The 25180-nt window shown below is 72.1% G+C and carries 27 protein-coding genes; 25 read left to right on the top strand and 2 right to left on the bottom strand.

What is annotated here, in order from left to right:
- Positions 1-62: 62 nt before the first annotated feature.
- Both ABD262_RS03300 and rsmD read left to right on the top strand, forming a co-directional pair.
- Positions 63-839 (top strand): alpha/beta fold hydrolase, encoded by a 777-nt coding sequence (locus tag ABD262_RS03300; protein ID WP_344131095.1) that lies wholly within the window; start codon positions 63-65, stop codon positions 837-839.
- Positions 840-867: 28 nt separating this feature from the next.
- Complete coding sequence (rsmD, locus tag ABD262_RS03305) at positions 868-1443, top strand: 16S rRNA (guanine(966)-N(2))-methyltransferase RsmD (RefSeq protein WP_344131098.1); 576 nt, start codon at positions 868-870, stop codon at positions 1441-1443.
- 49 nt (positions 1444-1492) lie between these two features.
- Here the strand turns inward: rsmD and ABD262_RS03310 are convergent, their stop codons facing one another.
- A complete protein-coding gene (locus ABD262_RS03310; RefSeq protein WP_344131101.1) occupies positions 1493-1786 on the bottom strand; it encodes a hypothetical protein in 294 nt (97 codons plus the stop codon).
- Between the two features lie 179 nt (positions 1787-1965).
- Between ABD262_RS03310 and ABD262_RS03315 the strand changes: the two genes are divergently transcribed.
- The 16 genes from ABD262_RS03315 (at position 1966) to ABD262_RS03390 (ending at position 19232) form a co-directional block, all read left to right on the top strand.
- On the top strand, positions 1966-2523 hold the full coding sequence (locus ABD262_RS03315; RefSeq protein WP_344131104.1) for a hemerythrin domain-containing protein: 558 nt from the start codon (positions 1966-1968) through the stop codon (positions 2521-2523).
- A 47-nt stretch (positions 2524-2570) separates the two neighbouring features.
- Entirely contained in the window at positions 2571-3098 is a 528-nt protein-coding gene (gene coaD / locus ABD262_RS03320; protein ID WP_344131108.1) for a pantetheine-phosphate adenylyltransferase, read from the top strand.
- Positions 3028-5232 carry an acyltransferase family protein gene (locus tag ABD262_RS03325; RefSeq protein ID WP_344131111.1) on the top strand — a complete coding sequence of 735 codons (2205 nt, stop codon included), beginning with the start codon at positions 3028-3030 and terminating at the stop codon, positions 5230-5232. The genes coaD and ABD262_RS03325 overlap by 71 nt, the downstream gene beginning before the upstream one ends.
- Before the next feature lie 136 nt (positions 5233-5368).
- Positions 5369-5956, top strand: coding sequence for a YceD family protein (locus ABD262_RS03330; RefSeq protein ID WP_344131114.1), 588 nt, complete (start codon positions 5369-5371; stop codon positions 5954-5956).
- 1 nt (position 5957) lies between these two features.
- Positions 5958-6152: a 50S ribosomal protein L32 gene (gene rpmF, locus ABD262_RS03335; protein WP_056922518.1), complete on the top strand. Its 195-nt coding sequence runs from the start codon at positions 5958-5960 to the stop codon at positions 6150-6152.
- Positions 6153-6205: 53 nt separating this feature from the next.
- Complete coding sequence (rnc, locus tag ABD262_RS03340) at positions 6206-6964, top strand: ribonuclease III (RefSeq protein ID WP_344134507.1); 759 nt, start codon at positions 6206-6208, stop codon at positions 6962-6964.
- 89 nt (positions 6965-7053) lie between these two features.
- Positions 7054-7923 carry a bifunctional DNA-formamidopyrimidine glycosylase/DNA-(apurinic or apyrimidinic site) lyase gene (gene mutM / locus ABD262_RS03345; RefSeq protein ID WP_344131119.1) on the top strand — a complete coding sequence of 290 codons (870 nt, stop codon included), beginning with the start codon at positions 7054-7056 and terminating at the stop codon, positions 7921-7923.
- Between the two features lie 47 nt (positions 7924-7970).
- Entirely contained in the window at positions 7971-8267 is a 297-nt protein-coding gene (locus ABD262_RS03350) for an acylphosphatase (protein WP_344131122.1), read from the top strand.
- A gap of 180 nt (positions 8268-8447) precedes the next feature.
- Complete coding sequence (locus tag ABD262_RS03355) at positions 8448-8639, top strand: hypothetical protein (protein WP_344131125.1); 192 nt, start codon at positions 8448-8450, stop codon at positions 8637-8639.
- On the top strand, positions 8636-8962 hold the full coding sequence (locus ABD262_RS03360) for a chorismate mutase (RefSeq protein ID WP_344131128.1): 327 nt from the start codon (positions 8636-8638) through the stop codon (positions 8960-8962). Before ABD262_RS03355 ends, ABD262_RS03360 begins: the two co-directional genes overlap by 4 nt.
- Positions 8963-9133: 171 nt before the next feature.
- The gene (smc, locus tag ABD262_RS03365) at positions 9134-12706 is read left to right on the top strand and encodes a chromosome segregation protein SMC (RefSeq protein WP_344131131.1); all 3573 of its coding nucleotides are present in this window, start codon (positions 9134-9136) and stop codon (positions 12704-12706) included.
- Between the two features lie 60 nt (positions 12707-12766).
- Complete coding sequence (locus tag ABD262_RS03370) at positions 12767-13027, top strand: hypothetical protein (protein ID WP_344131134.1); 261 nt, start codon at positions 12767-12769, stop codon at positions 13025-13027.
- 309 nt (positions 13028-13336) lie between these two features.
- A complete protein-coding gene (locus ABD262_RS03375) occupies positions 13337-16024 on the top strand; it encodes a beta propeller repeat protein (RefSeq protein WP_344131137.1) in 2688 nt (895 codons plus the stop codon).
- Positions 16025-16109: 85 nt separating this feature from the next.
- Positions 16110-17327, top strand: a complete 1218-nt coding sequence (gene ftsY, locus ABD262_RS03380; protein WP_344131140.1) for a signal recognition particle-docking protein FtsY — start codon at positions 16110-16112, stop codon at positions 17325-17327.
- The gene (locus ABD262_RS03385; RefSeq protein ID WP_344131143.1) at positions 17320-18396 is read left to right on the top strand and encodes a hypothetical protein; all 1077 of its coding nucleotides are present in this window, start codon (positions 17320-17322) and stop codon (positions 18394-18396) included. The genes ftsY and ABD262_RS03385 overlap by 8 nt, the downstream gene beginning before the upstream one ends.
- Positions 18393-19232, top strand: a complete 840-nt coding sequence (locus tag ABD262_RS03390) for a phosphotransferase (RefSeq protein WP_344131146.1) — start codon at positions 18393-18395, stop codon at positions 19230-19232. Before ABD262_RS03385 ends, ABD262_RS03390 begins: the two co-directional genes overlap by 4 nt.
- A 1-nt stretch (position 19233) precedes the next feature.
- Here ABD262_RS03390 and ABD262_RS03395 read toward each other — a convergent pair whose 3' ends face one another.
- Complete coding sequence (locus ABD262_RS03395) at positions 19234-19599, bottom strand: hypothetical protein (protein ID WP_344131149.1); 366 nt, start codon at positions 19597-19599, stop codon at positions 19234-19236.
- Between the two features lie 68 nt (positions 19600-19667).
- Between ABD262_RS03395 and ABD262_RS03400 the strand changes: the two genes are divergently transcribed.
- The 7 genes from ABD262_RS03400 to ABD262_RS03430 all read left to right on the top strand — a co-directional run bounded on the left by ABD262_RS03400 (position 19668) and on the right by ABD262_RS03430 (position 25150).
- The gene (locus ABD262_RS03400) at positions 19668-20039 is read left to right on the top strand and encodes a VOC family protein (RefSeq protein ID WP_344131153.1); all 372 of its coding nucleotides are present in this window, start codon (positions 19668-19670) and stop codon (positions 20037-20039) included.
- Between the two features lie 57 nt (positions 20040-20096).
- Positions 20097-20558, top strand: a complete 462-nt coding sequence (locus tag ABD262_RS03405; RefSeq protein ID WP_344131156.1) for a hypothetical protein — start codon at positions 20097-20099, stop codon at positions 20556-20558.
- Positions 20559-20572: 14 nt separating this feature from the next.
- On the top strand, positions 20573-21529 hold the full coding sequence (locus ABD262_RS03410; RefSeq protein WP_344131159.1) for a hypothetical protein: 957 nt from the start codon (positions 20573-20575) through the stop codon (positions 21527-21529).
- Positions 21530-21538: 9 nt separating this feature from the next.
- Entirely contained in the window at positions 21539-22195 is a 657-nt protein-coding gene (locus ABD262_RS03415; RefSeq protein ID WP_344131162.1) for a maleylpyruvate isomerase N-terminal domain-containing protein, read from the top strand.
- A 143-nt stretch (positions 22196-22338) separates the two neighbouring features.
- A complete protein-coding gene (locus tag ABD262_RS03420; RefSeq protein WP_344131164.1) occupies positions 22339-23289 on the top strand; it encodes a hypothetical protein in 951 nt (316 codons plus the stop codon).
- 107 nt (positions 23290-23396) lie between these two features.
- On the top strand, positions 23397-24815 hold the full coding sequence (locus ABD262_RS03425) for an ammonium transporter (RefSeq protein ID WP_344131167.1): 1419 nt from the start codon (positions 23397-23399) through the stop codon (positions 24813-24815).
- Positions 24812-25150, top strand: coding sequence for a P-II family nitrogen regulator (locus ABD262_RS03430; RefSeq protein WP_344131170.1), 339 nt, complete (start codon positions 24812-24814; stop codon positions 25148-25150). The genes ABD262_RS03425 and ABD262_RS03430 overlap by 4 nt, the downstream gene beginning before the upstream one ends.
- Positions 25151-25180: the final 30 nt, after the last annotated feature.

Raw genomic sequence — 25180 nt, forward strand, 5'->3', positions numbered from 1 at the left:
CCGGCCGACGACCGAGCGATAAGGAGGGGCGCACCCACCGTCCAGCGCCCTACGCTCGGAGGATGCTGCTCTCCCATGACGACGAAGGTGCCGGCCCCGCCGTGGTGCTGCTCCACGCAGGGGTTGCCGACCGCAGGATGTGGGACGCCGTCACTCCGGCACTGGCCCACTCGTTCCGGGTCATCCGCCCCGACCTCAGGGGCTTCGGCCAGACCCCGCAGCCGCCCGGGCCGTACGCGGACGCGGACGACGTGGACGCCCTGCTCGACTCCCTCGGCGTGACGGACGCTGCCGTCGTGGGGTCGTCGTTCGGCGGGCGCGTGGCGATGGAGCTGACCGCACTGCACCCGGCCAGGGTGTCCTCCCTGGTGCTGCTGTGCCCCGCCTACCGGGGGCTGGAGCCGACCGAGCGACTGAAGGCGTTCGGGGCCGAGGAGGACCGCCTGCTCGAGGCCGGTGACGTCGACGGCGCGGTGGCGCTGAACGTCGACACCTTCCTGGGCCCTGAGGGCGATGGCGCGGCACGCGGCCTGCTGACCCTGATGCAGCGGCCTGCGTTCGACGTCCAGATCGCGGCCGACGAGGCAGACCCGGGGCCGCAGCCGCGCCGGGTCGAGGTGGATCCCACGACGATCGCCGTACCCACCGTCGTGGTCTCGGGCGCCCACGACCTCGACCACTTCAGGACGGTGGCCGAGCTGTTGGGCGAGCAGATCCCGGGAGCCGAGACCGTCGAGCTCGGCTGGGCCGGCCACCTGCCGGCCCTCGAGCGCCCGGACGCGGTCATCGCGCTGCTGCTCGACGTGCTCCGCGACGACCCGACGGTGCACGCGCCCTGAGTCGCGGCCACGCTGCTACCTTGCCGCCGTGACGCGCATCATCAGCGGCCGGGCCGGAGGCATGCGGCTCGCCACCCCGAGCGGGGCAGGCACCCGACCCACGAGTGACCGGGTGCGCGAGGCGCTGTTCTCGCGGCTCGAGCACCTCGAGGTGCTCATGGGGGCGAGAGTCGTTGACCTGTATGCCGGTTCGGGCGCCCTCGGCCTCGAAGCGGCCAGCCGCGGTGCGGTGTCGGTGTTGCTGGTGGAGTCGGACAAGGCGGCCGCCAAGGTGGCCCGGCAGAATGCCGACACCCTCGGCCTACCGGCGGCGACGGTTCGGCACGCCACCGTGCAGCGCGTCCTGGCGACGCCGCCACCCCAGCCGCAGACGCTCGTCTTCCTCGATCCGCCCTACGACCTCAGCGAGGAGGCGCTCACCGAAGACCTCACGGCCCTCACGACCGGTGGCTGGCTCGCGCCCGACGCGCTGGTGGTCGTCGAGCGATCGGCCCGCTCACCGGAGCCGGCGTGGCCCGAGAACCTGCAGCGTGAGGGCGAACGCCGCTACGGGGAGACCAAGATCTGGTTCGCGGGGCCGCGCCTGCCCGACGTCGTGGCATGACAGAGCCCGACCGCACGGCGGTCGGGCTCTGTCAGTGCTCCGGGGTCGGTCAGACCGCGGGGGAGGAGGGCAGGAGGCTGAACTGCACCCCGCCCGTCTCGTCGACCGCGGCGTCGAGCACCTGGTCACCCAGGGCCACGGCGGCGGTCTCGTCGAGGTAGACCTTCGCGCCGTCCTGCTCGACGACGGCGTCGCCGGGCAGCGCCTGCTCGGCGGTGGTGACGGTCAGGCCGCCGGAGTCGACGCCCTCCTGGCTGAACCGCAGACCAGCGTCCTCGGTGCTGAGGTTCTGGTCGACGAGGGTCTTGACGATCGTGCTGGCGTTCTCGGTCATGGTGAGCATGTGGCTCTCCTTCGCGTTCCGATTGAGTCAGGCCGATTGAGTCAGGCTCTGGAGGTCAGGACCCCTCCACCGTGTCGCACGCACCGCACGGAGGCCAAAACGGGTGTCCGATGGGTGGGACCGGCCGCCCCGCCCAGCCCCGGGGTGTGGCGTCGACACAGGTGGGAGAGGGTATGGGCATGACGCACTATGAGATCCCCCGACCCATCGACGGCGACGTCGTCGAGCTGATCCTCGACGACCACCGCCTGTTCGAGGCCCTCCTGCGAGACCTCCGCGACGCCACGGCCGACCGGGAGACCGCCCGCGAGACGCTGTCCAACGTGCTCATCGCCCACGGCGAGGCCGAGGAGGAGAAGGTCTACACGCAGCTGAAGAGCAAGCGCGCCATCACCGCCCACGAGGCCGAGCACGGCGAGGAGGAGCACGCCGAGGGCAACGAGGCGCTGCTCGCGCTCCTCGAGTGCAAGGGCACCGACACCCAGAAGTTCGACGACGCCGTCGAGGAGCTCGCCAAGGCCCTCAACCACCACATCGGTGAGGAGGAGCAGACGATCCTCAACCCGGCTCGTGAGGACGTGTCGGAGAAGGTCCGCCAGGACCTCGGCGTCGCGTGGGCGGCCCGCCGCAACGAGCTGCTGGACGAGGGTGCCGGGTCGATCGCGAACGTCCGCAAGATCGTGGCCCGGGCCCACAAGGAAGGCCTCCTGCCCGCCGACGAGGAGGAGGACGAGTAGGCGGCGACGCAGTCCGACGAGGCCGCCGGCGCTGCTAGCGTGCCCGTGTGACCAGCGCTGAGACCACGCCGTCCGGGCCCGTGCAGTCGGGGGTCCGCGGCTGTGTGTGTCCTGGTTCGTACGACCCGGTGACCCTCGGACACGCCGACGTCATCCGGAGGGCCGCGGCCCTCTATGACGAGGTTGTCGTGGCGGTGCTGCACAACCCGGCCAAGCGGGGCACCTTCACCCCCGACGAGCGGCGCGAGCTCATCGTCGACTCGTGTGGTGACCTCCCGAACGTCCGCGTCCAGCTGTTCGCCGGTCGGCTGCTGGTCGACGTCGCGCGCGAGGTCGGGGCGAGCGCGATCGTCAAGGGGCTGCGTGGCGGCACGGACTTCGCCTACGAGCTCCCGATGGCCCTGATGAACCGTCACCTCACCGGGATCGAGACCGTCTTCCTGCCCGGCGACCCGAGCCTCGAACACATCTCGAGCTCGCTGGTCAAGGAGGTCGCGGCCCACGGTGGCGACATCTCGGGGCTGGTCAGCGATCGCGTGCGGGACGCGCTGCTGGCGCGCCTCCAGGAGCGGTGACCTGACCTCGACGGACCCCCGGACGCCCCGCTTCCGGCCCGACATCGAAGGGCTGCGCGCTGTCGCCGTCCTGCTGGTGGTGCTCTACCACGCAGACCTGCCGCTCCCGAACGGCTTCCTCGGCGTCGACGTCTTCTTCGTCATCTCCGGGTTCCTCATCACCGGCATCCTCGTGCGCGAGCTGGTCAACACCGGCACGATCAGCTGGACCCGGTTCGTCGGCCGTCGCATCCGTCGCCTGCTCCCGGCGGCGATCCTCGTCCTCGTCGTGACGGCGCTGGTCGCGTGGTTCGTCGTGCCCGGCCTGCGCCGCCGTGACATCGGCACCGACGTCGCCGGTGCCGCCCTCTACGTCGTGAACTGGGTGTTCGCGCACCGCGCCGTCGACTACCTCTCCTCCGACAGCCTTCCCTCGCCGGTGCAGCACTTCTGGTCCCTCGCCGTCGAGGAGCAGTTCTACGTCGTCTGGCCGCTCGCGCTCATCGCCCTGGCCCTGTTGCTGCGGCGCCTGGGTCGCCGCCCCGGGGTGGGCGTCGTGGGTGGCCTGCTCGCCGCGATCGCCGTTCCCTCCTTCGGGTATGCCGTGTGGCTCGGCCACGTCGACCCCGACCGCGCCTACTTCGTCACCACCACGAGGGCGTGGGAGCTCGGCGTCGGCGCGGCGCTCGCAGTCTGGTGCGCAGGCAGGGAGGCGCGCACCCGGCATACCGACGTGCCCGGGGGTGCGGGCGCCGGGTCGCGCGCCGTGGCATGGGCGGTCCTCGGGTGGGTGGGTCTCGCCGCCGTGCTCGGCTCGGCGGCCTGGCTGCCCGAGGGCGCGACGACGCCCGGGCCCTGGACCCTCGTGCCGACGCTGGGGACCGCGGCGGTGCTCCTCGTCGGCTGGTCGGGCGCTCCCGGCGGACCCATCCGGGTGCTCGGCAGCGCGCCGATGGTCTGGCTCGGCGGCCTGTCCTACTCGATCTACCTCTGGCACTGGCCGTCGCTGGTGCTGACCGAGTGGGCCTTCGACGGGATCACCACCACCCAGCGCGTGCTGGTCCTCGCGGTGTCGTTGCTGCCGGCGTGGGCGAGCCACCGGTTCCTGGAGAGCCCGATCCACCACAGTCGCGCCCTCGCCGCGCGCACCCGTCCCGTGCTCGCCCTCGGGGTCGCGCTGTCTGCGGTGGGCGCGCTCGCCGCCCTGCCGCTCGTCGCCGCGGCATCGCCGTTCCGCACGACGCCCGTCGCCGGCGCCCGGCCGTCGGTCGACACCCTGGGCGCCGCGACGCTCTCCTCACCGCCGAGCACCGACCCCGCGACCTACGCGGTCGACGACTGGGCCTGGCTGACCCCCGACCCGCAGCTCGCCGGCAAGGACCGTCCTGCCGCCGACGTCGACCGGTGCCAGGTGGACCGGCTCGTCGAGGAGCCGGTGGCCTGCGAGTTCGGTGTCGCCGACGGCACGACCACCGTGGCCCTGGTCGGGGACTCCAAGGCCATGCAGTGGCTGCCCGCACTGGAGCGGCTGGCACCTGACCGCGGCTGGCGGATCGTGACCTACGGCAAGTCCTCCTGCGCCTGGGCCGCAGGGCACGCCCAGAACGAGGGCCGGGCCTACCCCGCCTGCGACGAGTGGAACCGGCGGGTCATGGACCGGTTGCGCGCGGACCCGCCCGACCTCCTCCTGACCTCCGGGTATGCCGACTCGGCCTGGGACGGCGACCGCGCCACCCGGGCGGCACTGGTCTCGGGCCTCGCGGCCCGGTGGTCACAGCTGCGCGACGCAGGAGTGCCGGTCGTGGTGCTGGGCGACAGCCCGCTCTCGCCCGACGACCTCGACGTGTGCACCGCCCGACACCCGCACGAGCTGAGCCGCTGCGCCTTCGACCGCGGTCCCGCCGTGGCTGGGAGCGGCCTGCCCGCGCAACGTGCGGCGGCGGCCTCGTCGAGCACCCCACTGGTCGACCTCACGCCATGGATCTGCCCGGTGGAGCAGTGCCCGGTCGCCATCGGGAACGTGTCGATCCACCGCGCCGGTGACCACCTGACCGCCACCTACGTCCGGACGCTGGCCCCGGTGCTGGGCCGGGCGCTGGACGAGGCACTGGACGAGGCGCTGGACCGCGCGGGCTCTCCACGTGTGACACCCTGAGGGCGCCGACGGGGGTCAGACCCGGTGGGGGGCACACCCGCGCATTTGGGGGAGTGGCCCGTGCTCCGGTAATCTCGTGCGTCGGTCTTGTCCTCGCCCGAGGTGAAGTCCGAGTCACTCGACGTCTGCTGGAGCCATGGAACACCTGAACCCCCGATCGCCGCTGGTCTTCGACACCACGGACCTCGGTCGGCGACCCGGTTCCATGGAACGCCTCCAGCGCACCGTCGAGGCACCTGCCGACTTCGGCACGGACGTCATCGCGGTCCCGGAAGGGTCCCCGATCGAGCTGGAGCTCCGGCTCGAGTCCGTCGTCGAGGGCGTGCTGGTCACCGGCTCGGCCCGAGCCACGGCAACCGGCGCCTGCGTGCGGTGCCTGGATCCCGTCAGCCACGAGGTTGACGGACACTTCCAGGAGCTGTTCGCCTACGCCGATCGCGCGGCCCACCACCGTGAGGTGGGCGCGGACGACGACGAGACCGACGAGCACGTGCTGGAGGGCGACCTGTTCGACCTCGAGCCCGTGCTCGTGGACACGGTGGTGCCTGCACTGCCGTTCCAACCCGTGTGCCGGGAAGACTGTCCGGGCCTGTGCTCCGAGTGTGGAGCCCACCTGGCGGACGACCCCGACCACCACCACGAAGTGCTTGACCCCCGGTGGGCCGCGCTCAGCGCGCTGTCCCCCGACACCAACCAGAGCAACACCGAAGAGAAGAGGAACTGACGTGGCTGTCCCGAAGCGGAAGACGTCGCGCTCCAACACCCGTTCGCGTCGTGCGAACTGGAAGGCGACGGCGACCACGCTCACCACGTGCCCGCAGTGCAAGGCTGCCATGCAGCCGCACATCGCCTGCCCGTCCTGCGGCACCTACAAGGGCCGTCACTACACGCCGGCCGAGCGCACCGAGCACCAGGGCTGAGTCGGTCTGACCCTCGCGTGAGTACCCCTCCGTCCCCCAGCGGGGACAGCGCGATGCAGCGGCCCGTCGACGACTTCGTCCAGCACCTCACCGAGGTGGTGGACGGGACGATCGACGAGTCGCTGCTTCTGCGTGCCCTCACGCACCGCTCGTACGCGTACGAGAACGGTGGACTGCCCAACAACGAGCGCCTCGAGTTCCTCGGCGACTCGGTGCTGGGGCTGGTCGTCACCGACACCCTCTACGCCACCCACCCCGACCTGCCCGAGGGGCAGCTGGCCAAGCTGCGCGCAGCGGTGGTCAACATGCGGGCGCTCGCCGACGTCGCCCGCACCCTGGGCCTCGGTGACCACGTGCTGCTGGGTCGTGGTGAGGAGAGCACCGGGGGCCGTGACAAGGCCTCGATCCTCGCCGACACGATGGAAGCAGTCATCGGCACGGTCTACCTCTCGTGCGGCATGCCTGCGGCGGCGCGGCTGGTCCACCACCTGCTCGACCCGCTGATGGCCGCGAGTGCCACCCTCGGCGCCGGGCTCGACTGGAAGACCAGCCTCCAGGAGCTCTCCGCCGCCACGGCCAAGGGTGTGCCCGAGTACCGCGTGGACGAAGAGGGCCCCGACCACGAGAAGACCTTCCACGCCCGCGCCGTCGTCGGCGACGAGGTGCTGGGGTCGGGCACCGGCCGGTCCAAGAAGGAAGCCGAGCAGCGCGCCGCCGAGCTGGCCTGGCGGGCCCTGACGGCCCGGGCGACCGACCTCGCCGGCGCCCCGGCCTCGGCCGACGAGGACGCCGTGGCGGGCTCGCCCTCCTAGGCGAGCGCCCGGCATACCCGGCCCCGACGGACCGCGTGGCAGGGATGTCGGCCAGGCATGCTTGAGTTGGCCCATGCGTGAGTGGCCCGATGCCTGAGCTGCCCGAGGTCGAGGTGGTCCGTCGCGGCCTGGCCGACCACGTGGTCGGCCGCACGATCGACGTCGCCGAGTTCCGCGGCGAGCGGGTGGCTCGCCGGCACGTGCCCGGCCCGCTCGACCTGGCCGCCCGGCTCGCGGGCAACCAGATCGAGCAGGCGCGTCGACGCGGGAAGTACCTCTGGCTGGTGCTGCGCGCCCCCGACGGCCACCGCCAGGGGCTGATCGCCCACCTCGGCATGAGCGGTCAGCTGCTCGTCGAGGCGTCCGATGCCCCGGAGGAGAAGCACCTGCACGCACGGTTCGCCTTCGCCGACCGAGGGCCGGAGCTGCGGTTCGTCGACCAGCGGACGTTCGGCGGGATGGCGCTGGCCGAGCTGACCGACGACCTCGTCCCGGAGACGATCGCCCACATCGCACCCGACCCGTTCGAGGCGGCCTACGACCAGGCCTCCGTCGTGCGGCGGATGAAGTCCCGCGACTCCGCCGTGAAGCGGGCGCTGCTCGACCAGACGCTCGTCGCGGGGATCGGCAACATCTACGCCGACGAGGCGCTCTGGCGGGCGCAGGTGCACGGCGAGCGACTCTGCTCCGCACTCACCAAGCCGACCCTGTCGCGGGTGCTCGACCACGCCCACGACGTCATGCTGGCGGCCTTGGGCGAGGGTGGGACGAGCTTCGACGCGTTGTACGTCAACGTCAACGGCGCGTCGGGCTACTTCGACCGGTCGCTGCACGCCTACGGGCAGGAGGGTCGCCCGTGCGACCGCTGCGGCACGCCGATCCGGCGCGAGGCGTTCATGAACCGCTCGTCGTTCTCGTGCCCGCGCTGCCAGCCGCGCCCCCGGCCCCGGCGCGGCTGACAGCAGGGGTCCCACGGTTGTACAACTGAACCGAGAGGGTGGTGCAGATGGATCACAACGGTCCCGTCCGGGCGGTCGTCTGGGTGCACGGTCGGGTGCAGGGCGTCGGGTTCCGCTGGTGGACCCGGGCAAGGGCGCTCGAGCTGGGGCTCGTGGGCCATGCCCGCAACGCCGGCGACGGCCGGGTGGAGGTGGTCGCCCAGGGTGACGAGGAGCGGATCCGCGAGCTGGTCGCGCTGATCGAGGAGCGACCGTCGCAGCACCTGCGGCCCGGCGACGTGCAGCAGTGCGTGACCACGTGGGGTGCTCCCAGGGACGGGCTGGTCGGCTTCGTGGAGAAGTGACGGCGTCGAGCAGTGACGCGTGGAGAAGTGACCCGGGTCGGGGCGGTTTGCGACTGGTGGCATTGACCGGCTGTGGTCCGGATGTCACTCTGAGAGATGCCCGGACCTGAAGCCGGATGAGATCCCGGAACGGGCACCCCGCACGACGCGACCCCCGACGTCTGCGGAGAAGGAGTCGACATGGCCAAGGCCCTGGTGGGCTATCGCGTGGCGTCTGACCCGCGACTGATGCTCGAGACCATCGAACTGCGTCGCCGGGTGCGGGACCTAGAGTTCCTCGTCGACAGACTGCAGCGCGACAACGACAAGCTGCGTGAAGAAGTGAGACAGCCCGACGCCGTCGCGGCGGGCGTGCCTACGATTGCCGGGTGAGCTCGACCGCACCAACGCCCGGTTCGCCTCGTTCGACCGGTTCGACCCCTGACGATCTGCTGCGCCTGCGCGCCAGCATCGACAACATCGACGCGGCCCTGATCCATCTGCTCGCCGAGCGCTTCAAGTGCACCCAGCAGGTGGGTCAGCTCAAGGCGCGCGAAGGTATGCCGCCCGCTGACCCCGCGCGCGAAGAGGCCCAGATCGCCCGGCTGCGCGACCTCGCCGACCAGGCCGGGCTCGACCCGACGTTCGCCGAGAAGTTCCTCAACTTCGTGATCGCCGAGGTCATCCACCACCACGAGGCCATCGCCGGCTCCTGACCGCGCGGCATACCTCTGGCGTCACACCTGTCACACGAAGCACAGGCAACGCAGGGCGGCGGAAGGTGCCGGGGGCACGCGCGCACCGCGGGTAGGGTGGCCCACGCACAGACAGCCCACGCAGACAGCCCAGGCCGACCGCCCCGCATCTCACCAGGAGCCGACCCGCTCGTGTACGTCAAGAGCCTCACCCTGAAGGGCTTCAAGTCCTTCGCCTCGGCGACCACGATGCGTCTCGAGCCGGGCATCACCTGCATCGTCGGCCCGAACGGCTCGGGCAAGTCCAACGTCGTCGACGCGCTCGCCTGGGTGATGGGGGAGCAGGGGGCCAAGAGCCTGCGCGGCGGCAAGATGGAAGACGTCATCTTCGCCGGCACGTCCGGCCGCGCACCGCTGGGCCGCGCCGAGGTCGCGCTGACCATCGACAACTCCGACGGTGCGCTGCCGATCGACTACACCGAGGTCACCATCGCGCGGACGATGTTCCGCAACGGCGGCTCCGAGTACGCCATCAACGGCACGTCCTGCCGGCTGCTCGACGTCCAGGAGCTGCTGTCCGACTCCGGCATCGGGCGCGAGATGCACGTCATCGTCGGCCAGGGCCAGCTCGACGCCGTGCTCCGGGCCACCCCCGAGGAGCGTCGCGGCTTCATCGAGGAGGCGGCCGGCGTCCTCAAGCACCGCAAGCGCAAGGAGAAGGCGCTCCGCAAGCTCGAGTCGATGGAGGCCAACCTCACCCGGGTCAACGACCTCACCGGTGAGATCCGGCGGCAGCTCGGCCCGCTGGGCCGCCAGGCCGAAGCCGCCCGCAAGGCCGCCGTCATCCAGGCCGACGCCCGCGACGCCCGACTGCGCCTGCTCGCCGACGACCTGGTCCAGCTGACGTCGACCCTCGAGCAGGAGGTCGCCGACGAGACCGCCCTGGTCGCCAAGCGCGCGGAGGTCGAGGAGGGCCTGGCCACCCTGCGCAGCCGGCTCGCCACGCTCGAGCAGCAGGCCCAGGACGCCGCGCCCGAGCTCGCCAGGGCACAGGAGCGCTGGTTCAGCCTCCAGCAGCTGCGCGACAAGCTCACCTCCACCGAGTCCCTCGCCGCCGAGCGCGTCCGACTCCTCAGCCAGGACACCCACGACGAGCAGACCTCCGGCCGCGACCCCGAGGAGCTGCGTGCCCAGGCCGCCGAGGCCCGCAAGCAGGAGGAGGCCCTGCTCGCCGAGGTGCGCGAGGCCAAGGCCGAGCTCGAGGTGGCGGTCGCGGCCCGCGAGGCCGCAGAGCAGGCGTATGCCGCGGAGCAGCAGCGTCTCCAGCGCTTGGCCCGGGCGGCCGCTGACCGTCGTGAGGGGCTGGCCAAGCTCGCCGGCCAGGTGGGTGCGCGCAGGAGCCGGCTCGAGGCCGGCGAGGCCGAGATCGGCCGCCTGCGCGGCGTCATCGAGCAGTCGCTCCAGCGCGCCGCCGCCGCTGAGCAGGAGTTCCGGACCCTCGAGGCCTCGGTCGCCGTCGACGAGGAGGGCGAGGAAGGACTCGACTCCGCCTACGAGAAGGCCGCCGCCGTCCTCGAGCAGGTCGAGGCCGAGGTCGAGCAGCACCGCGAGGCAGAGCGTCTCGCCGAGCGCGACCGCAGCAGCGGCACCGCGAGGCTCGAGGCCCTCGAGCTGAGCCTGTCCCGCAAGGACGGCGCCGCCACCCTCCTGGCCGCCGCCGACTCCCGGCACGGGATCGTCGGTTCGGTCGCCTCACTGCTCCAGGTCAAGGGCGGCCACGAGGCCGCCATCGCCGCAGCCCTCGGCTGGGCCGGCGACGCGCTCGCGGTCGAGTCCGTCGACCACGCGGCCCGCGCGCTCACCACGCTGCGCGCCGACGACGCCGGCCGCGCCGCGTTCCTCGTCGGGCAGACCGCCCGCTCCAGCGACCCGTCCACCTGGCCGGCCCTCGAGGGTTCCGCGGTCTGGGCGCGCGAGGTCGTCGAGGCGCCCGCGACCGTGCGGCCGGCGGTGGAGCAGCTGCTCGACCGGGTGGCCCTGGTCGCCGACCCGGCCCTCGCGGCGGCGCTCGTCTCGCGCGGCGAGGGGATCACTGCCGTCACCACCGACGGCGACGTGTTCGCCCCCGGCTTCGTGCGGGGTGGCAGCAGCAGCGCGCCCAGCCTCATCGAGATCCAGTCGGCCGTCGACGAGACCCGCGACCGCGTCGCCGACGCGACCCGTCGGGGTGAGCAGGCCCGCTTCGCTCTCACCGCCGCCGAGGAGCGCCACCGTGCGGCGACCGAGGGCGTCGAGGCCGCCCTCGAACGGCTCCATGACTCCGACGCCAAGATGGCAGCGGTGGCCGAGCGCCTCGGTCACCTCGGTGCCACCGTGCGGTCCGCGAAGGCCGAGGCCGAGCGCACCGAGCGCACCATCGCCGACGCCACCGCCGCGCTCGAGAGCGACCGGGTCGAGCTGGCCGAGCTCACCGAGCGCCTCGAGGAGGCCAGCGCGGAGCCGACCGAGTCGCAGGACCCGAGCACCGACGAGCGTGACCGGCTGGAGCTCGAGGCGAGCCGCGGTCGCACGGCCGAGACCGAGCTGCGCCTGACGCTGCGCACCAAGGAGGAGCGGGGGCGCGCCCTCAAGGGACGGGCCGACTCGCTCGAGGGCGCGGCCCGCAACGAGCTGGCCGCGCGGCAGCGGCTCGCCGCCCGCCAGGAACGGCGCAAGCGGGAGGCGACGGTGGCCGAGGCGGTGCGCCGTGGGGCCGCCTACGCGTCGACGCTGATCGCGGGCGCGCTCGACACGGCGTCCCGCCAGCGCGCCACCGCCGAGCAGGAGCGCACCGAGCGCGACCAGGCCCTGACCCAGGTGCGGCGCGAGGTCTCCGTCCTGCAGGACGACCTGCGCGAGCTCACCGACACGGTCCACCGTGACGAGGTCGCCCGCACCCAGCAGCGGCTGCGCATCGAGGCCATGCAGGCCAAGGCGGTCGAGGAGCTGGGCATCGACCCCGAGGCCCTGATGGAGGAGTTCGGCCCCCACCAGCTCGTCCCCTTCGTGGCCGGACCCGACGCCGACCCCGACGCCCTGCCGGAGCCCGCGCCCTTCGTGCGCGAGGTGCAGGAGAAGCGGCTGCGCAAGGCCGAGCGAGCCCTCGGCGCCCTCGGCCGCGTGAACCCCCTCGCCCTGGAGGAGTTCGCCGCCCTCGAGGAGCGCCACAAGTTCCTCACCGAGCAGCTCGAGGACCTCAAGAAGTCCAAGCGCGACCTGCTCGACATCGTCCGCGAGGTCGACGAGCGGGTCGAGCGGGTGTTCACCGAGGCGTTCCACGACACGGCTGCCCAGTTCGAGGGCGTCTTCAGCCGACTGTTTCCCGGCGGCGAGGGCAAGCTCACCCTGACCGACCCCGCCAACATGCTCACGACGGGCATCGAGGTCGAGGCGCGCCCGCCGGGCAAGAAGATCAAGCGCCTGTCGCTGCTCTCCGGTGGTGAGCGGTCGCTGGTGGCGGTGGCCCTCCTCGTCTCGATCTTCAAGGCCAGGCCCAGCCCGTTCTACATCATGGACGAGGTCGAGGCGGCGCTCGACGACGCCAACCTGGGCCGCCTGATCACCCTGTTCGAGGAGCTGCGCGACTCCAGCCAGCTCATCGTGATCACCCACCAGAAGCGCACCATGGAGGTCGCCGACGCGCTCTACGGCGTGTCGATGCGTGGTGACGGTGTGACCACGGTGGTCTCGCAGCGCATCCGCGACGTCGCAGCCCAGAGCGCCTAGCGCCGCTGCGGCAGCGCGCCGATTTGAGCATTCGCGTCCGGGCAGGGCACCCTTGGAGGCATGGTCCCCCTCATCATCGGCATGCTCATCTGCGTCGCACTGGCAGTTGCCGTCGTCGCCGTGGTCGCCATCCCGGCGCGCCGCGAGGGTCGCGAGCTGCTCACGCCGCAGGGCGAGGAGATCATCGCCGTGGTCAAGGAGAAGACCGCGTCGACCCTCGAGACGACCGGCGAGGCCATCGTGACGGCCAAGGACAAGGTCGCCGACACGATCACCCCGGGTGACTCGGCCGAGGACATCGGCCGCCACCGCGCCGGCTGACGCCGGGTCGTCACCGACCCAGGCGCCGACCAGCTGAGGCACCGCGTCCCAGCTGAGGCACCGCGTCCCAGATGCGCCGCGTCCCAGATGCGCCGCGTCCCCAGCTGGGCCGCCACCGCACCACGGCGCCGCAAGGCCCGCCTCCTGAGCCGCTCCAGACCCCTGGGGCGGCTCTCGCCGTCGGCGTCTGCGCAGGTCACCGGGGTCCGGTCGGGTCGAACCATGACATTTGTCATGCCTCAACGGAGGCCCTGACCGCGATGCTGTGACGCGGCCCTGACCCGGGGGCCTCTCTCTGAGGGAGTACGCATGGCAACTCTCACGTCCCGCACGCGGCGAATCATCGCCGGCGGCTGCGGGCTGGCCCTGGTCGTCGGCGCAGCCGCCGGCTTCGGCGGTCGGCACGAGCTCAACGAAGCCTGGCTGAAGTACCAGTGGCGCGACCGCCACTACAACGCCGCTGTCATGGAGAAGGCCCTGATGATCGCGGGGGGCAACCCCGCAGAGGCCCAGAACGAGTCCAAGGAAGCCGTGACGATCGCGGAGCAGTTCGCCCAGGCGCGCACGGCCCCCGGCATCGTCGCCCCCGGCGCGTACGGCAACGCCTTCACCCAGATCCAGGGGCTGAGCCACTCGGCCGGCACCTGGAAGGAGGTCACCGGCGTCCCCTACAACGCCGACGACCCGCGCTACCGCGACTACTACTCGAACTCCTCCGGCGGTGCCGGACACGTGACCGGCCGGATCACCGGCCTGGCGGCCGACAGCGCCAACCACGTGTATGCCGCGGGCGCCGACGGCGGCGTGTGGCGGTCCTCCCAGGGTGGCGGCGCCTGGACGTCGATCGCAGACACCCTCCCCTCCCTGAGCGGCGGCGACCTCCAGCTGGCCGGTGACGGCTCGTTGTGGTTCGCGACCGGCGAGTCCAACACCGGGGCCACCTCGTTCGTGGGGGCCGGCGTCTACCGGCTCGGCACCCCCTCGTCCGGCTCGTTCGCCCCGACCGACCGGGTCGGCGGCAAGGAGCTCGAGTCGACCACCATCGGCCGGATCCGGTTCGGGGGCGGCTCGACCGTCTTCGCCGCCACCAACCGCGGCATCTGGTACCACGCGGCCGGGAGCAAGGCCGGGGCCTGGACGTTCGGCTTCGCGCCCAACCCCACGTGGATGCCGGAGATCAAGGACGACGCCGGCAACGTACTCGTCCCGGCCGGGTCGAACTGGGGAGGCAACACCGCCTCCGGACCCACCGACGCGGCATACAAGAACATCGTCAACGACATCGCGGTCGACCCGAAGAACCCCAAGCACGTCGTGGCGGCGATCGGCTGGCGCTCTGGCGACACGTACAACGGGTTCTACGAGACCAACGACTTCACCACGGGACCGTCGGGCTGGCACAAGCTGTCGGTGACCCTCGGTGGCATCACCAACACCTCCGACGTGGGCTACACCACCTTCGCGTTCAGCAAGACCGGTGACCGGTTGTACGCGATGGTGCAGCAGCCCAGCAAGATCGCCGGCTCGTCCTCGCTGGCCGGGATCTTCGTGTCCAAGACCGGCTCCCCGAAGGGCCCCTGGAACAAGATCGCCGACGCTGCGCAGCTGCACAACAGCGGCTCGGCGCTCGACCGCAAGGGCTACGGCGTCGGCGTGCAGGCCTGGTACAACCAGTTCCTCACCGTCGACCCGGCGAACCAGGACCACGTGTGGGCCGGGCTCGAGGAGGTGTTCGAGACCAAGGACGCCGGGAGCCACTGGAGCGCGGTGTCGCCGTACTGGAACTTCTACTTCCCCTGCTGGAACATCGACGACGCCAAGAACACCTGCCCGCTGGCCGGTCACCCCGACCAGCACTCGGTGGCCGTGGGCACCCGTGACGGCAGCCCCGTGGTCTTCTTCGGCAACGACGGCGGCGTCTACCGCCGTCCGGTGAACGGCAAGGTCAACGCCAACGGCAACGCCACCGACCTCGAGTCCACCTCGACCGACGGCACCCTCGACGCGCTGCAGTACTACTCGGTCTCCGTCGGCAAGGAGACCGCTGGCAGCGGGGTGGTCGTCTCCGGAGGGCTCCAGGACAACGGGACCTCGAACCTGCGCAAGGTCGCCGCGGACGGCACCAACGGCGACACCGAGATGGGTTCTGGCTTCGGTGGTGACGGCGGCGACGGTGCAGCCGATCCCCGCCAGGGCTGCAACCAGCTGCAGGAGTACGTCTATCTCGCGGTGAAGGTGACCAACAACTGCGCCACCAACCCCGGCGCACTGAGCGAGGCCACGGCGACCAGCTGGTCGCTCGACCCAGGCGACCCCAACCCGCGGTTCATCGCCCCGGTCGGCCTCGACGGGGCCAACCCCGACACCGCGATCCTCGGCGGCCAGTACGTCTACACGGTCCCGAAGGTGTGGGCTGCCCGTGACGCCTCCGCCGTCAAGAAGGTCTTCGACCTCGGCGCAGGGCACCAGGCCACCGCGGTCTCGATGCAGGACGGCACCGCCTACGTGTCCTGGTGTGGTCCGTGCAACAACAACGGCTTCACCCGGGGCATCGCCACCAACGCGGGCGGGCAGTGGCACCAGCTCACCCTGGCCTCGACCTTCCCGAACCGGTTCGTCCAGGGCCTGACCATCGACCCGACGAACACCCAGCACGCGTATGCCGCCATCAACGGCTTCTCGCGCAGGTTCACCGAGGGCCCGGGCGCCGGGGTCGGCCACCTCTACGAGACGACCGACGGCGGAGCCAGCTGGACCGACACGAGCGGCAACCTGCCGGACGTGCCGGCCAGCGCCGTCAAGCAGCTGGCCAACGGAGGGGTGGTCCTCGGCACCGATCTGACCACCTTCTACCGGGCCAAGGGCGCGACGACGTGGCAGGTGCTCGGCACGGGTCTGCCGCTCACGGTGGTCATGGACCTCGAGTCCGCGCCGGACGGCAACCTGTACGCAGCCACCCACGGACGGGGCATCTGGAGCATCCCGACGCCGCGCTGACCGCTCCGCACGAGACGAGGTGGGCGTGCCCGGATCGCCGGGCACGCCCACCTCGAATCGTGTCGCGGAGGGGTGATGGGGGAGGATGGCGCGCGTGATCGATCAGCTGTGGGAATGGATTGCCGTCGTCGTCGGGCTCCTCGTCATCCTCGGTGGGGTGGTGCTCGGACTGGTGCGTGGCCGCGGAGGCCGCACGAAGTCCGCGCCGACGACCCCGACCCGTGGTCGTGAGGTGCTGCCGGGTGTCGGCGACGACGCGGAACCGCCCCGCGACGCACCGAAGCGGTCCATCGAGGACGCCGGATCGGTCGACACCCTCCCGGTCCCCACGGACGAGGAGCTGCCGTCACCGGTCCCGACTCCCACCCTCGAACGCCCCGAGGCGCCCGCCGGCCGGCTCCAGCGGTTGCGTGCGCGGCTGGCGCGGTCCAACAGCGCCCTCGGTCAGGGCCTGCTCGCCCTGCTCTCGCGCGGCCACCTCGACGAGGAGGCCTGGGAGGAGGTCGAGGACACCCTCATCGCGTCCGACCTCGGCGTGGAGGCCAGCACCGAGCTGGTCGAGTCGCTGCGTGCGCGGGTCAAGATCGAGGGGACGACGGACGAGGCGACGGTGCGCGGCTGGCTCCGCGAGGACCTCCTGCGGCTCGTCGACCCCACCTTGGACCGCACCATCGTCAGCTCTCGCGTCGACGGGCGCCCGGCCGTGGTCATGGTCGTCGGCGTCAACGGCACCGGCAAGACCACCACCGTGGGCAAGCTGGCTCGCGTGCTCGTCGCCGAGGAGAAGGACGTCGTGCTCGGGGCCGCTGACACCTTCCGGGCCGCCGCTGCCGACCAGCTCGAGACCTGGGGCGCCCGCGTCGGGGTGCCGACCGTGCGCTCCGACCGCGACGCGGCCGACCCGGCCGCGGTCGCCTTCGACGCCGTCAAGGCGGGCGCCCAGCTCGAGGCCGACGTCGTGCTCATCGACACCGCGGGGCGGCTGCACAACAAGGTCGGCCTGATGGACGAGCTGCGCAAGGTCAAGCGGGTGATCGAGAAGCAGAGCCCGATCGACGAGGTGCTGCTGGTGCTTGACGCGACCACCGGGCAGAACGGCCTGCGGCAGGCGGAGGTGTTCGCGGAGGTCGTCGACGTCACGGGCATCGTCCTCACCAAGCTCGACGGGACGGCCAAGGGCGGCATCGTGGTCTCCGTGCAACGCAAGCTCGGCGTGCCGGTCAAGCTCGTCGGCCTGGGCGAAGGGCCGGACGACCTCGCGCCGTTCGACCCTGAGGCCTTCGTCGACGCCCTCCTTGCCTGAGCTGCGCGGGTTCGCCACCGCGGTGCTCGCCGCGGCTGCGGTGGGTATGCCGGGTGCCTCCGTGCCTGCGGCTGCCGCCCGTCCGGCGGCGACTGCGGCTGACCGGGTGGACTTTCGGTTCGAGGACAGCCGGATCAGCGAGTCGTCCGGTCTGGCCCTCAGCGTCCGCCACCCGCACACGGTCTGGACCGTGAACGACTCCGGTGACCGGGCGCGGGTCTTCGCCGTCGACACGCGCACCGGCGCGACGGTCGGGGTGCACACCTTCGCGGCGACGGTGCGCGACGTCGAGGCCCTGGCGATCACCCCACAGGGACGGATGCTGGTCGCCGACATCGGTGACAACGGCGCCTCCCGCGACGTCGTGCGGGTCTTCTGGTTCGAGGAGCCGGCGCTGGGCGCGACCACCGGCGCGCGCGGCGACCCGGCCTCGTGGGAGCTGCGCTACCCCGACGGACCGCACGACGCCGAGGCCCTCGCCGTCGACCCCCAGACCGGTCACGTGCTGGTCGTCACCAAGGGGCGGCCCGGCAGCGTCTACGCCCTCCCGGCCACGCCGACCCGTCAGGGCGTCAACCGGCTGACCCGCGTGGGGTGGGCGCCCGACACGGCGACCGATGCCGTCTTCCTGCCGGACGGCTCTGCGCTCGCCGTCCGGACCTACACCTCGCTGCACCTGCTCGAGCGCGGCACCTGGACCGACCAGCTCACGACCCTGCTCCCGCTCCAGCCGCAGGGGGAGACGCTGGCCATCGCGCCGGGGAGGGCAGCCCTGCTGGTGGGCAGCGAGGGCACGGGCTCCCGCGTCCAGCAGATCGCCCTCCCGCAGCTGCCGAGCAGCGCCCCGACGACCCCGACGACCCAGACGACCGCGTCGTCCCGTCCTTCGGCGACCTCCACGCCGCCACCCGGCACGCCCGGACCGAGCGCGGGCACCAGCGCGAGCGGTGACTCCGCCCTGCCGCTCGTCGTCAACCGCGGGGAGCTGGTCGCCGGGCTGGGGGCCAGTGCCGGGCTGGTGCTGCTGGCCCTCCTCGTCGTCGGCCTCTCCAGACGGCACCGACGATGACGGATCGCCGGGCGCCACGGTCCGGGGAGGCACTGCCGGAGGAGCCGCTGAGCGGGGGCAACACCGGCGTGGTCGTCCGGGTCGGTGACACGGTCCGTCGCCAGGCCGGCCACTGGACGCCGGCGGTGCACGCCCTGCTCGACCACCTCGAGTCGGTCGGCTTCGACGCCGCGCCCCGCGCCCTCGGCACGGACCCCCAGGGACGCGAGGTCGCGGCATACCTCCCGGGGCTGGTCGGGACGCTGGGACCTGACGTCCTCCCGCCGCCGTTCCGGACCGTGCAGGCCTGCCGGGCCATCGGGGCGTGGATGCGCGCCTTCCACGACGCCCAGACCGGGTTCGAGCCCGACCCGGCGCTCCCGTGGCGCGTCGCGCCGGGCCGCCCGCTGGCCCCGGGCGAGGTGGTCCTGCACCACGACGTGGGCACCTACAACACCGTCCTGCGACCCGACGGCTCGTTCGCGGTGTTCGACTTCGACTTCGCCTCGCCCGGGTGGCCCGTGGACGACCTCGCCTACGTGCTCTGGTCCTGGACGCCGCTGTGGCACGACGAGGCTGCGGTGGACCGCGAGATGGGAGGGGTCACCCTGTCGGAGCGGCTGCACAAGTTCGCTGCCGTCCTCGACGGGTATGCCGCCGACGCCCCCCTGCGTGCGCAGGTGCCGGACGCGGTGCTGCGCCGCATGACGCGACAGTCGCGCACGCTGGAAGACCTTGCGGCGCAAGGGGACCCTGCCTTCGTGCGGATGGTCGCCGAGGGCCACGCCGAGCGGCCCCGCCACGACGCCCGGTGGTTCGCCCAGCGACGCGACCTGTTCGCGGCCGCGATCTCGTAGGTCAGGCGCGGGCCGCGCGGACCGCGAGGTAGGCAAACCCCACCAGCGCCGTCGCACCCGCGGCCACCAAGGGCATGCGCATGGGTGGGAGGTCGCCGCGGGACCGTGACGAGCGGACGCTCCGGCTCGACTGCCACGACAGGAGCGAGCCGTTCGACTGGCCCGACAGGACCGAACCCTGGCTCTGGAACGACAGCGCCGACCCCATCGACATCGTCGAGCCGACCGAGCCCAGCGAGGCGAACGAGCCGATGCTGGCGACGGATGCGACCGAACCGACGCTGCCGACCGAGAGGATCGAACCCTCCGAGGCGATCGACAGGATCGAGCCGCGGGAGCGGAGGGACCACAGCGAGTCGCCGGACATGCCGCCATCGTGCCACGGTCAGTCGGAGGACCTTGGGGGCTGTCGGGGGTCGTGGCTAGCGTGACGGGATGGCCGGTACCCGGAAGACGCAGACCCACCACACCATCGACTACATCGAGCTGGCGGCGCCCGACCTCGGCGTCGCTCGCGACTTCTACTCCGCAGCGTTCGGCTGGGAGTTCAACGACTACGGCGGCGAGTACGCGGGGATCCGTGCTCCGGGCGGAGAGGGGGAGGTCGGCGGGCTCAACCCCGAGGGACAGCCCGGGCCCGGTGGCGCCTTGGTGCTGCTGTACTCCGACGACCTCGACGCGACCGTCGAGAGGGTCCGCGAGGCCGGCGGCACCATCGCGCGCGAGCCCTACGAGTTCCCCGGTGGACGCAGGTTCTTCTTCCGCGACCCGGCCGGCAACGAGCTCGGGGTGTGGACGACCGCCTGAGCCCACGTCGGGTGACGGCCGGGTCCCCGAAGGGGTGCCATGGCCTAGCCTGAGCGCGTGGAAACGGGGGTGGAGCGACTCGGGCGGGCGGCGAAGACGTGGCGCGCGGCGGTCGTCCTCGCGCTCACGATCCTGTTCTGTGCAGGGTCGCTCGTGGGCGACGACCACTGGTGGCCGTTCAGCCCCTGGCGGATGTTCTCGACCTCGCAGGCAGCCACCGGGTCGGTCTGGTCGACCGGCATCGAGGTGCAGACCGCCGATGCCCCCGGGGAGTGGGTGCGCGCCCCCCTGACCCCCGAGAACGTGGGGCTCAACCGCGCCGAGGTCGAGGGTCGCATCCCGCAGATCGAGGCCGACCCGTCGCGCCTGGGCACGTTGGCGCGCAGTCACGCCCGCCTGCGACCCACCGCCGCGGAGTGGACCGCCCTGAGGGTCGTGCGCCGGCTCATCGTCGTCGTCGACCGCAAGCCCACCGGTGAGGTGCGCACCGAGGTGCTCGCCCAGTGGAGGGCGCCGTGAGCACGGTGAGCACTGTGAGCGCTGTGAGCACCATGGTGCGCGGGACGGGTCGACGGTTCTGGGGCTGGTTGTTCGCCCCGATGCCGCTGTCGCGGGTGGCCGCCCTGCGGGTGCTCGTCTTCGCGTTCGTCATCGTCGACGTCGTCCTGCTGCACACCTCGGGCTGGTACCACGGCTATGCCGACCCGGTCTGGTACGAACCGCTGGTGATGGGCAAGGTGCTGCACCTGCCCGCGGCGTCCGTCCTGCTCGTGCAGGTCCTCAAGTGGGGCTGCGTCGTCGCCGCGCTGGCCGCGATGACCGGTCGCGCGCCGCGGCTGCTCGGGTGGGCCGTGGCGGTGGGGTGGGTCTGGTACCAGTACGTCGCGTTCGCGTACGGCAAGGTCGACCACGACCGGGCCGACTTCGTCGTGGCCCTCGCCCTGCTGCCGACGGTCGGAGTCGCCCACCTGTCCGACCAGCGGCGCAGCGAGGCGGCCGGCTTCGCCCTGCGCGCGGTCCAGCTGGCCGCGGTGGCGACGTACTTCCTGTCCTCCTGGGCCAAGGTGCGCTTCGGCGGCTGGGACTGGGTGAACTCGGCCACCATGGTCCGGGCCGTCGTCCGGCGGGGGACACCGATGGCGCAGTGGCTGCTCGACGTGCCGTGGACCCTGCACTGGTTCCAGTGGGTGCTGATGGGGGCCGAGCTCACCTCACCGGTGATCTTCCTGCTGTCCGAGAAGTGGCGGCGGCGGGCCGTGGGTGGCTGGTTCGTCTTCCACGCCATGACCTACGGCGCCATCACCATCGCGTTCTGGCCCCACCTCGTGATGATGCTCGCCTTCCTCCCCCTCGAGGCGTATGCCGCCTGGCTCCGCCACCGGTTCGCCCGCCTCCGCGGCGGCCCACCCCCCGGGCCGGCCGAGGGGCCGCCCCCTGCGCCGGGCGACCCGCAGCGCTCGAGCCGTGACCCCGTCGGCGCCGCCGGTTAGGGTCGTCGCGTGAGCCGAGCAGAGCACGCCGCCGCCTTCCTCTCCGCCGTCGACCTGAGCCTCGACCTGGCTGCCCGCCCCCAGGTGCGCGACGCCTGGGGGCGCGAGAGCGCCTGCGCGGGCATGACCGTGGGAGGGCTGACCCACCACCTGCTCAAGCAGGCCGGCAACACCGTGACCGGGCTGCGCGCAGCGCCGGACAAGGCTCCCGCCGACGCCCCGGTGATCACGGTGCAGGAGCACTACGCCCGAGCCGCCTGGGTGGAGGCCGCCCCCGACGACGACGTCAACGTGTCGATCCGCGAAGGCGACAACGAAGCGGCGGAAGTCGGTCCCGACGTGGTGCTCGAGCTCGGCCGCGAGTGGGCAGCCGAGCTCCCGAGCCTGCTCGGTGCCCCGCGCCAGCCCGACACCGTCTTCATCCCCTGGCAGGGCTGGTCGCTGTCGACCGAGGACTTCCTGACGACGCGGATGATGGAGATGGTGGTGCACGGTGACGACCTCGCCGCGAGCGTCGGCGTCGAGACCCCCACCTACCCCGACGACGTGCTCCGGCCGGTGCTGGGCCTGCTGACCGGGGTCGCCGTGCGTCGACACGGGCAGACCGCGGTGGTCCGGGGCCTGAGCCGCCCGCAGCGGGCACCGGGCTCGATCTCCGCCTTCTGACCCTCCCGCGCGTCTTCGGAGGATCTGCCGGGTCCTGACCCGGTGGATCCTCCGAAGAGCTACCGCTGGGACGGCCCTCGGCGCGCGCTGGGACCGCACCACTCGGGCGTCCCGGCCCGGCTCGCGCGCGCTATCGTCGGCCCGTGCAGCCCGACCAAGAGCACCTGCCCGCGGCCGTGGTGGCGGAGGCCGCGGCGCCCCTACCCGAGGACGTCGCGGGCTACCACGACGCCCTCCTGGCCGCCGCCGACGCCCACGACCCGATCCGGATGGACCACCTCGTGCACGGCTGGGCGCAGGCGCGCGCCGAGCTGCTGCCGCTCACCGACCCGGCCGAGCTGACCATGCAGGCCGTGCTCGACCGCCGCCTCGGCCAAGTCCTGTTCGGCGCCGGCCACCCCGCCGCGGCGCAGGTGCTGAGCGACGCCCTGGGCGCGGCGGTGCTGGCGGAGGCCGAGGTCGAGGTGTTGCGCTGCCACGTCGCCCTCGTGCCGGTGGAGACGCTGCTCGGCGACCCCGACGCGCTCGCGGCCGGGCGCGGCTACGTCGAGCAGCTGCAGGCGATGGGGGAGCCCGGCCACGCCGCCGGAGGGCTGATGGGGCTCGCACAGGTCGCGCCCCCGGAGGAGGGACCGGTCCTGGTGCTGCGGGCCTCGCACCTCTACGAGCAGGCGGGTGACGGCGGCTGGGCTGCCGAGGCGGCCGTGCTGGCTGCCCGCGCCCTGGCGGCAGCGGGGGACCCCCGGGCGGACGACGTCCTCGACCGGGCGAGGCGGCTCGTCGACGGGCACGCCACGGTGGAGCTGCGGGTCGCGCTGGCCGAGGTGGAGGCGATCGTGCTGTGGCAGGACGGCGACGCCCCGGCTGATGCGACCCTCCTGGGCGAGGCCATCGACGCGTCCGAGCGGACCGGGCGCCCCGTCGCGCCGGACCTGCAGATCCTGCTCTGCGACATCCTGGTCGAGAGCGGCCAGTGGGAGGCGTTGCGGACCCCGGCCAGTGCGCTCGTGCGCTTGGGGGAGCTGGTGGAGGACGACGAGCTCACCTCGCTGGGCCGGCGGTACCTCGCTCGGGCCACCGCTCCCACGATGTGAGACGTTGACCATCCGGTTACCTGATGCTTACCGACGTGAGGAACCGCTAACACGCCTGTAACAAACTCCGGCATGCCCTGAAACGCCTGCCGGTCAGAGTTCTGGCCATGACTCCAGCACTTCTGCCAGCGGCAGACCCCACGATCAACGAGGCCGCGACCGCCTTCATGCTCGTCGCCGCCTCGATGGTCCTTCTGATGACCCCCGGTCTCGCGCTCTTCTACGGCGGAATGACGCGAGCCAAGTCCGTCCTCAACATGATCATGATGTCGTTCGGGGCCCTTGGCGTCGTCGGCGTCATCTACGTGTTGTGGGGCTACTCCATGTCCTTCGGCAACCTGCAGGACGGCACCGGCGACGTCGGTGGCCTGTTCACCAACCCCTTCCACCTGTTCGGCCTCAAGAACGTCATCGGTGCGGACGGCTCGCGCCTGATCGACGTGTTCGGCGTCGACGTCTTCATCCCGGAGACCGTGTTCGTCGGTTTCCAGCTCACCTTCGCGGTCATCACCGTGGCGCTGATCAGCGGCGCCGTCGCCGATCGCGTGAAGTTCTCCACCTGGCTCGTGTTCTCCGGCATCTGGGCGACCATCGTCTACTTCCCGATCTCCCACATGGTGTGGGGCGGTGGCGTCCTGTCCGGTGCCGAAGGCGGTCTGTCGGCGAAGATCTTCGGCGCGACCGACGGTGTCGCCAACATCCTCCCGATCGACTTCGCCGGTGGCACGGTGGTCCACATCAACGCCGGTATCGCCGGTCTGGTGCTGGCCCTGATCGTCGGCAAGCGGTTCGGTTTCGGCAGCCAGGCGATGCGACCGCACAACGTGCCGGTCGTCATGCTCGGCGCGGGCCTGCTGTGGTTCGGGTGGTTCGGGTTCAACGCGGGCTCCGAGCTCGCCGCGGACGGACTGGCCTCGACGGTGTGGCTCAACACCACCGCCGCCACGTGTGCCGCGATGCTCGGCTGGCTGCTCGTGGAGAAGATCCGCGATGGCCACGCCACATCGGTTGGTGGCGCCTCGGGCGTCGTCGCCGGGCTGGTCGCCATCACCCCCGCGTGTGGCGCCCTGTCGCCGGTCGGCTCCCTGATCCTGGGTGTGGTCGCGGGTGGCCTGTCTGCCCTGGCGGTAGGCCTGAAGTACCGCTTCGGATACGACGACAGCCTCGACGTGGTCGGCGTCCACCTGGTCGCCGGTCTCTGGGGCACGATCGGTGCGGGCCTGCTGGCCACTGGGTCTGGCCTGTTCTACGGCGGTGGAGCCAAGCAGCTCGTCGTGCAGATCCTCATCGCCTTCGCCTCACTGCTCATCAGTGGCATCCTGACCGCGGTGATCGCACTGGCCCTGAAGTACACGATGGGCTGGAGGGTCACCGAGGACGTCGAGTCCGACGGCATCGACCAGAGCGAGCACGGCGAGTCCGCGTACGAGCTCACGGGACTCACCTCAGGCCGGTTCAGCACCGCGTCGTCCGTCACGACCTCGTCCGCCAAGCCTGCCAAGACCCACGAGGGAGCATCGGCATGAAGCTCGTCACCGCCATCATCAAGCCCCACCAGCTCGACGAGGTGAAGGAGGCCCTGGAGGCCTACGGAATCTCCGGCATGACCGTCAGCGAGGCGTCCGGCTACGGCCGCCAGCGGGGCCACAGCGAGGTCTACCGTGGCGCCGAGTACACCGTCGACTTCGTGCCGAAGGTGCGGGTCGAGGTGCTCGTCGACGACATCGACGCCACGTCCGTGGCCGACGTGATCCTCAAGGCCGCGCAGACCGGCCGGATCGGCGACGGCAAGATCTGGACGATCCCCGTCGAGGACGTGGTCCGGGTCCGCACCGGGGAGCGCGGCGTGGACGCCCTCTGACCGACCGGCTGCACCGACGGTGCCCGGGAC

The organism is Pedococcus bigeumensis (assembly GCF_039531795.1).
GTDB lineage: Bacteria > Actinomycetota > Actinomycetes > Actinomycetales > Dermatophilaceae > Pedococcus > Pedococcus bigeumensis.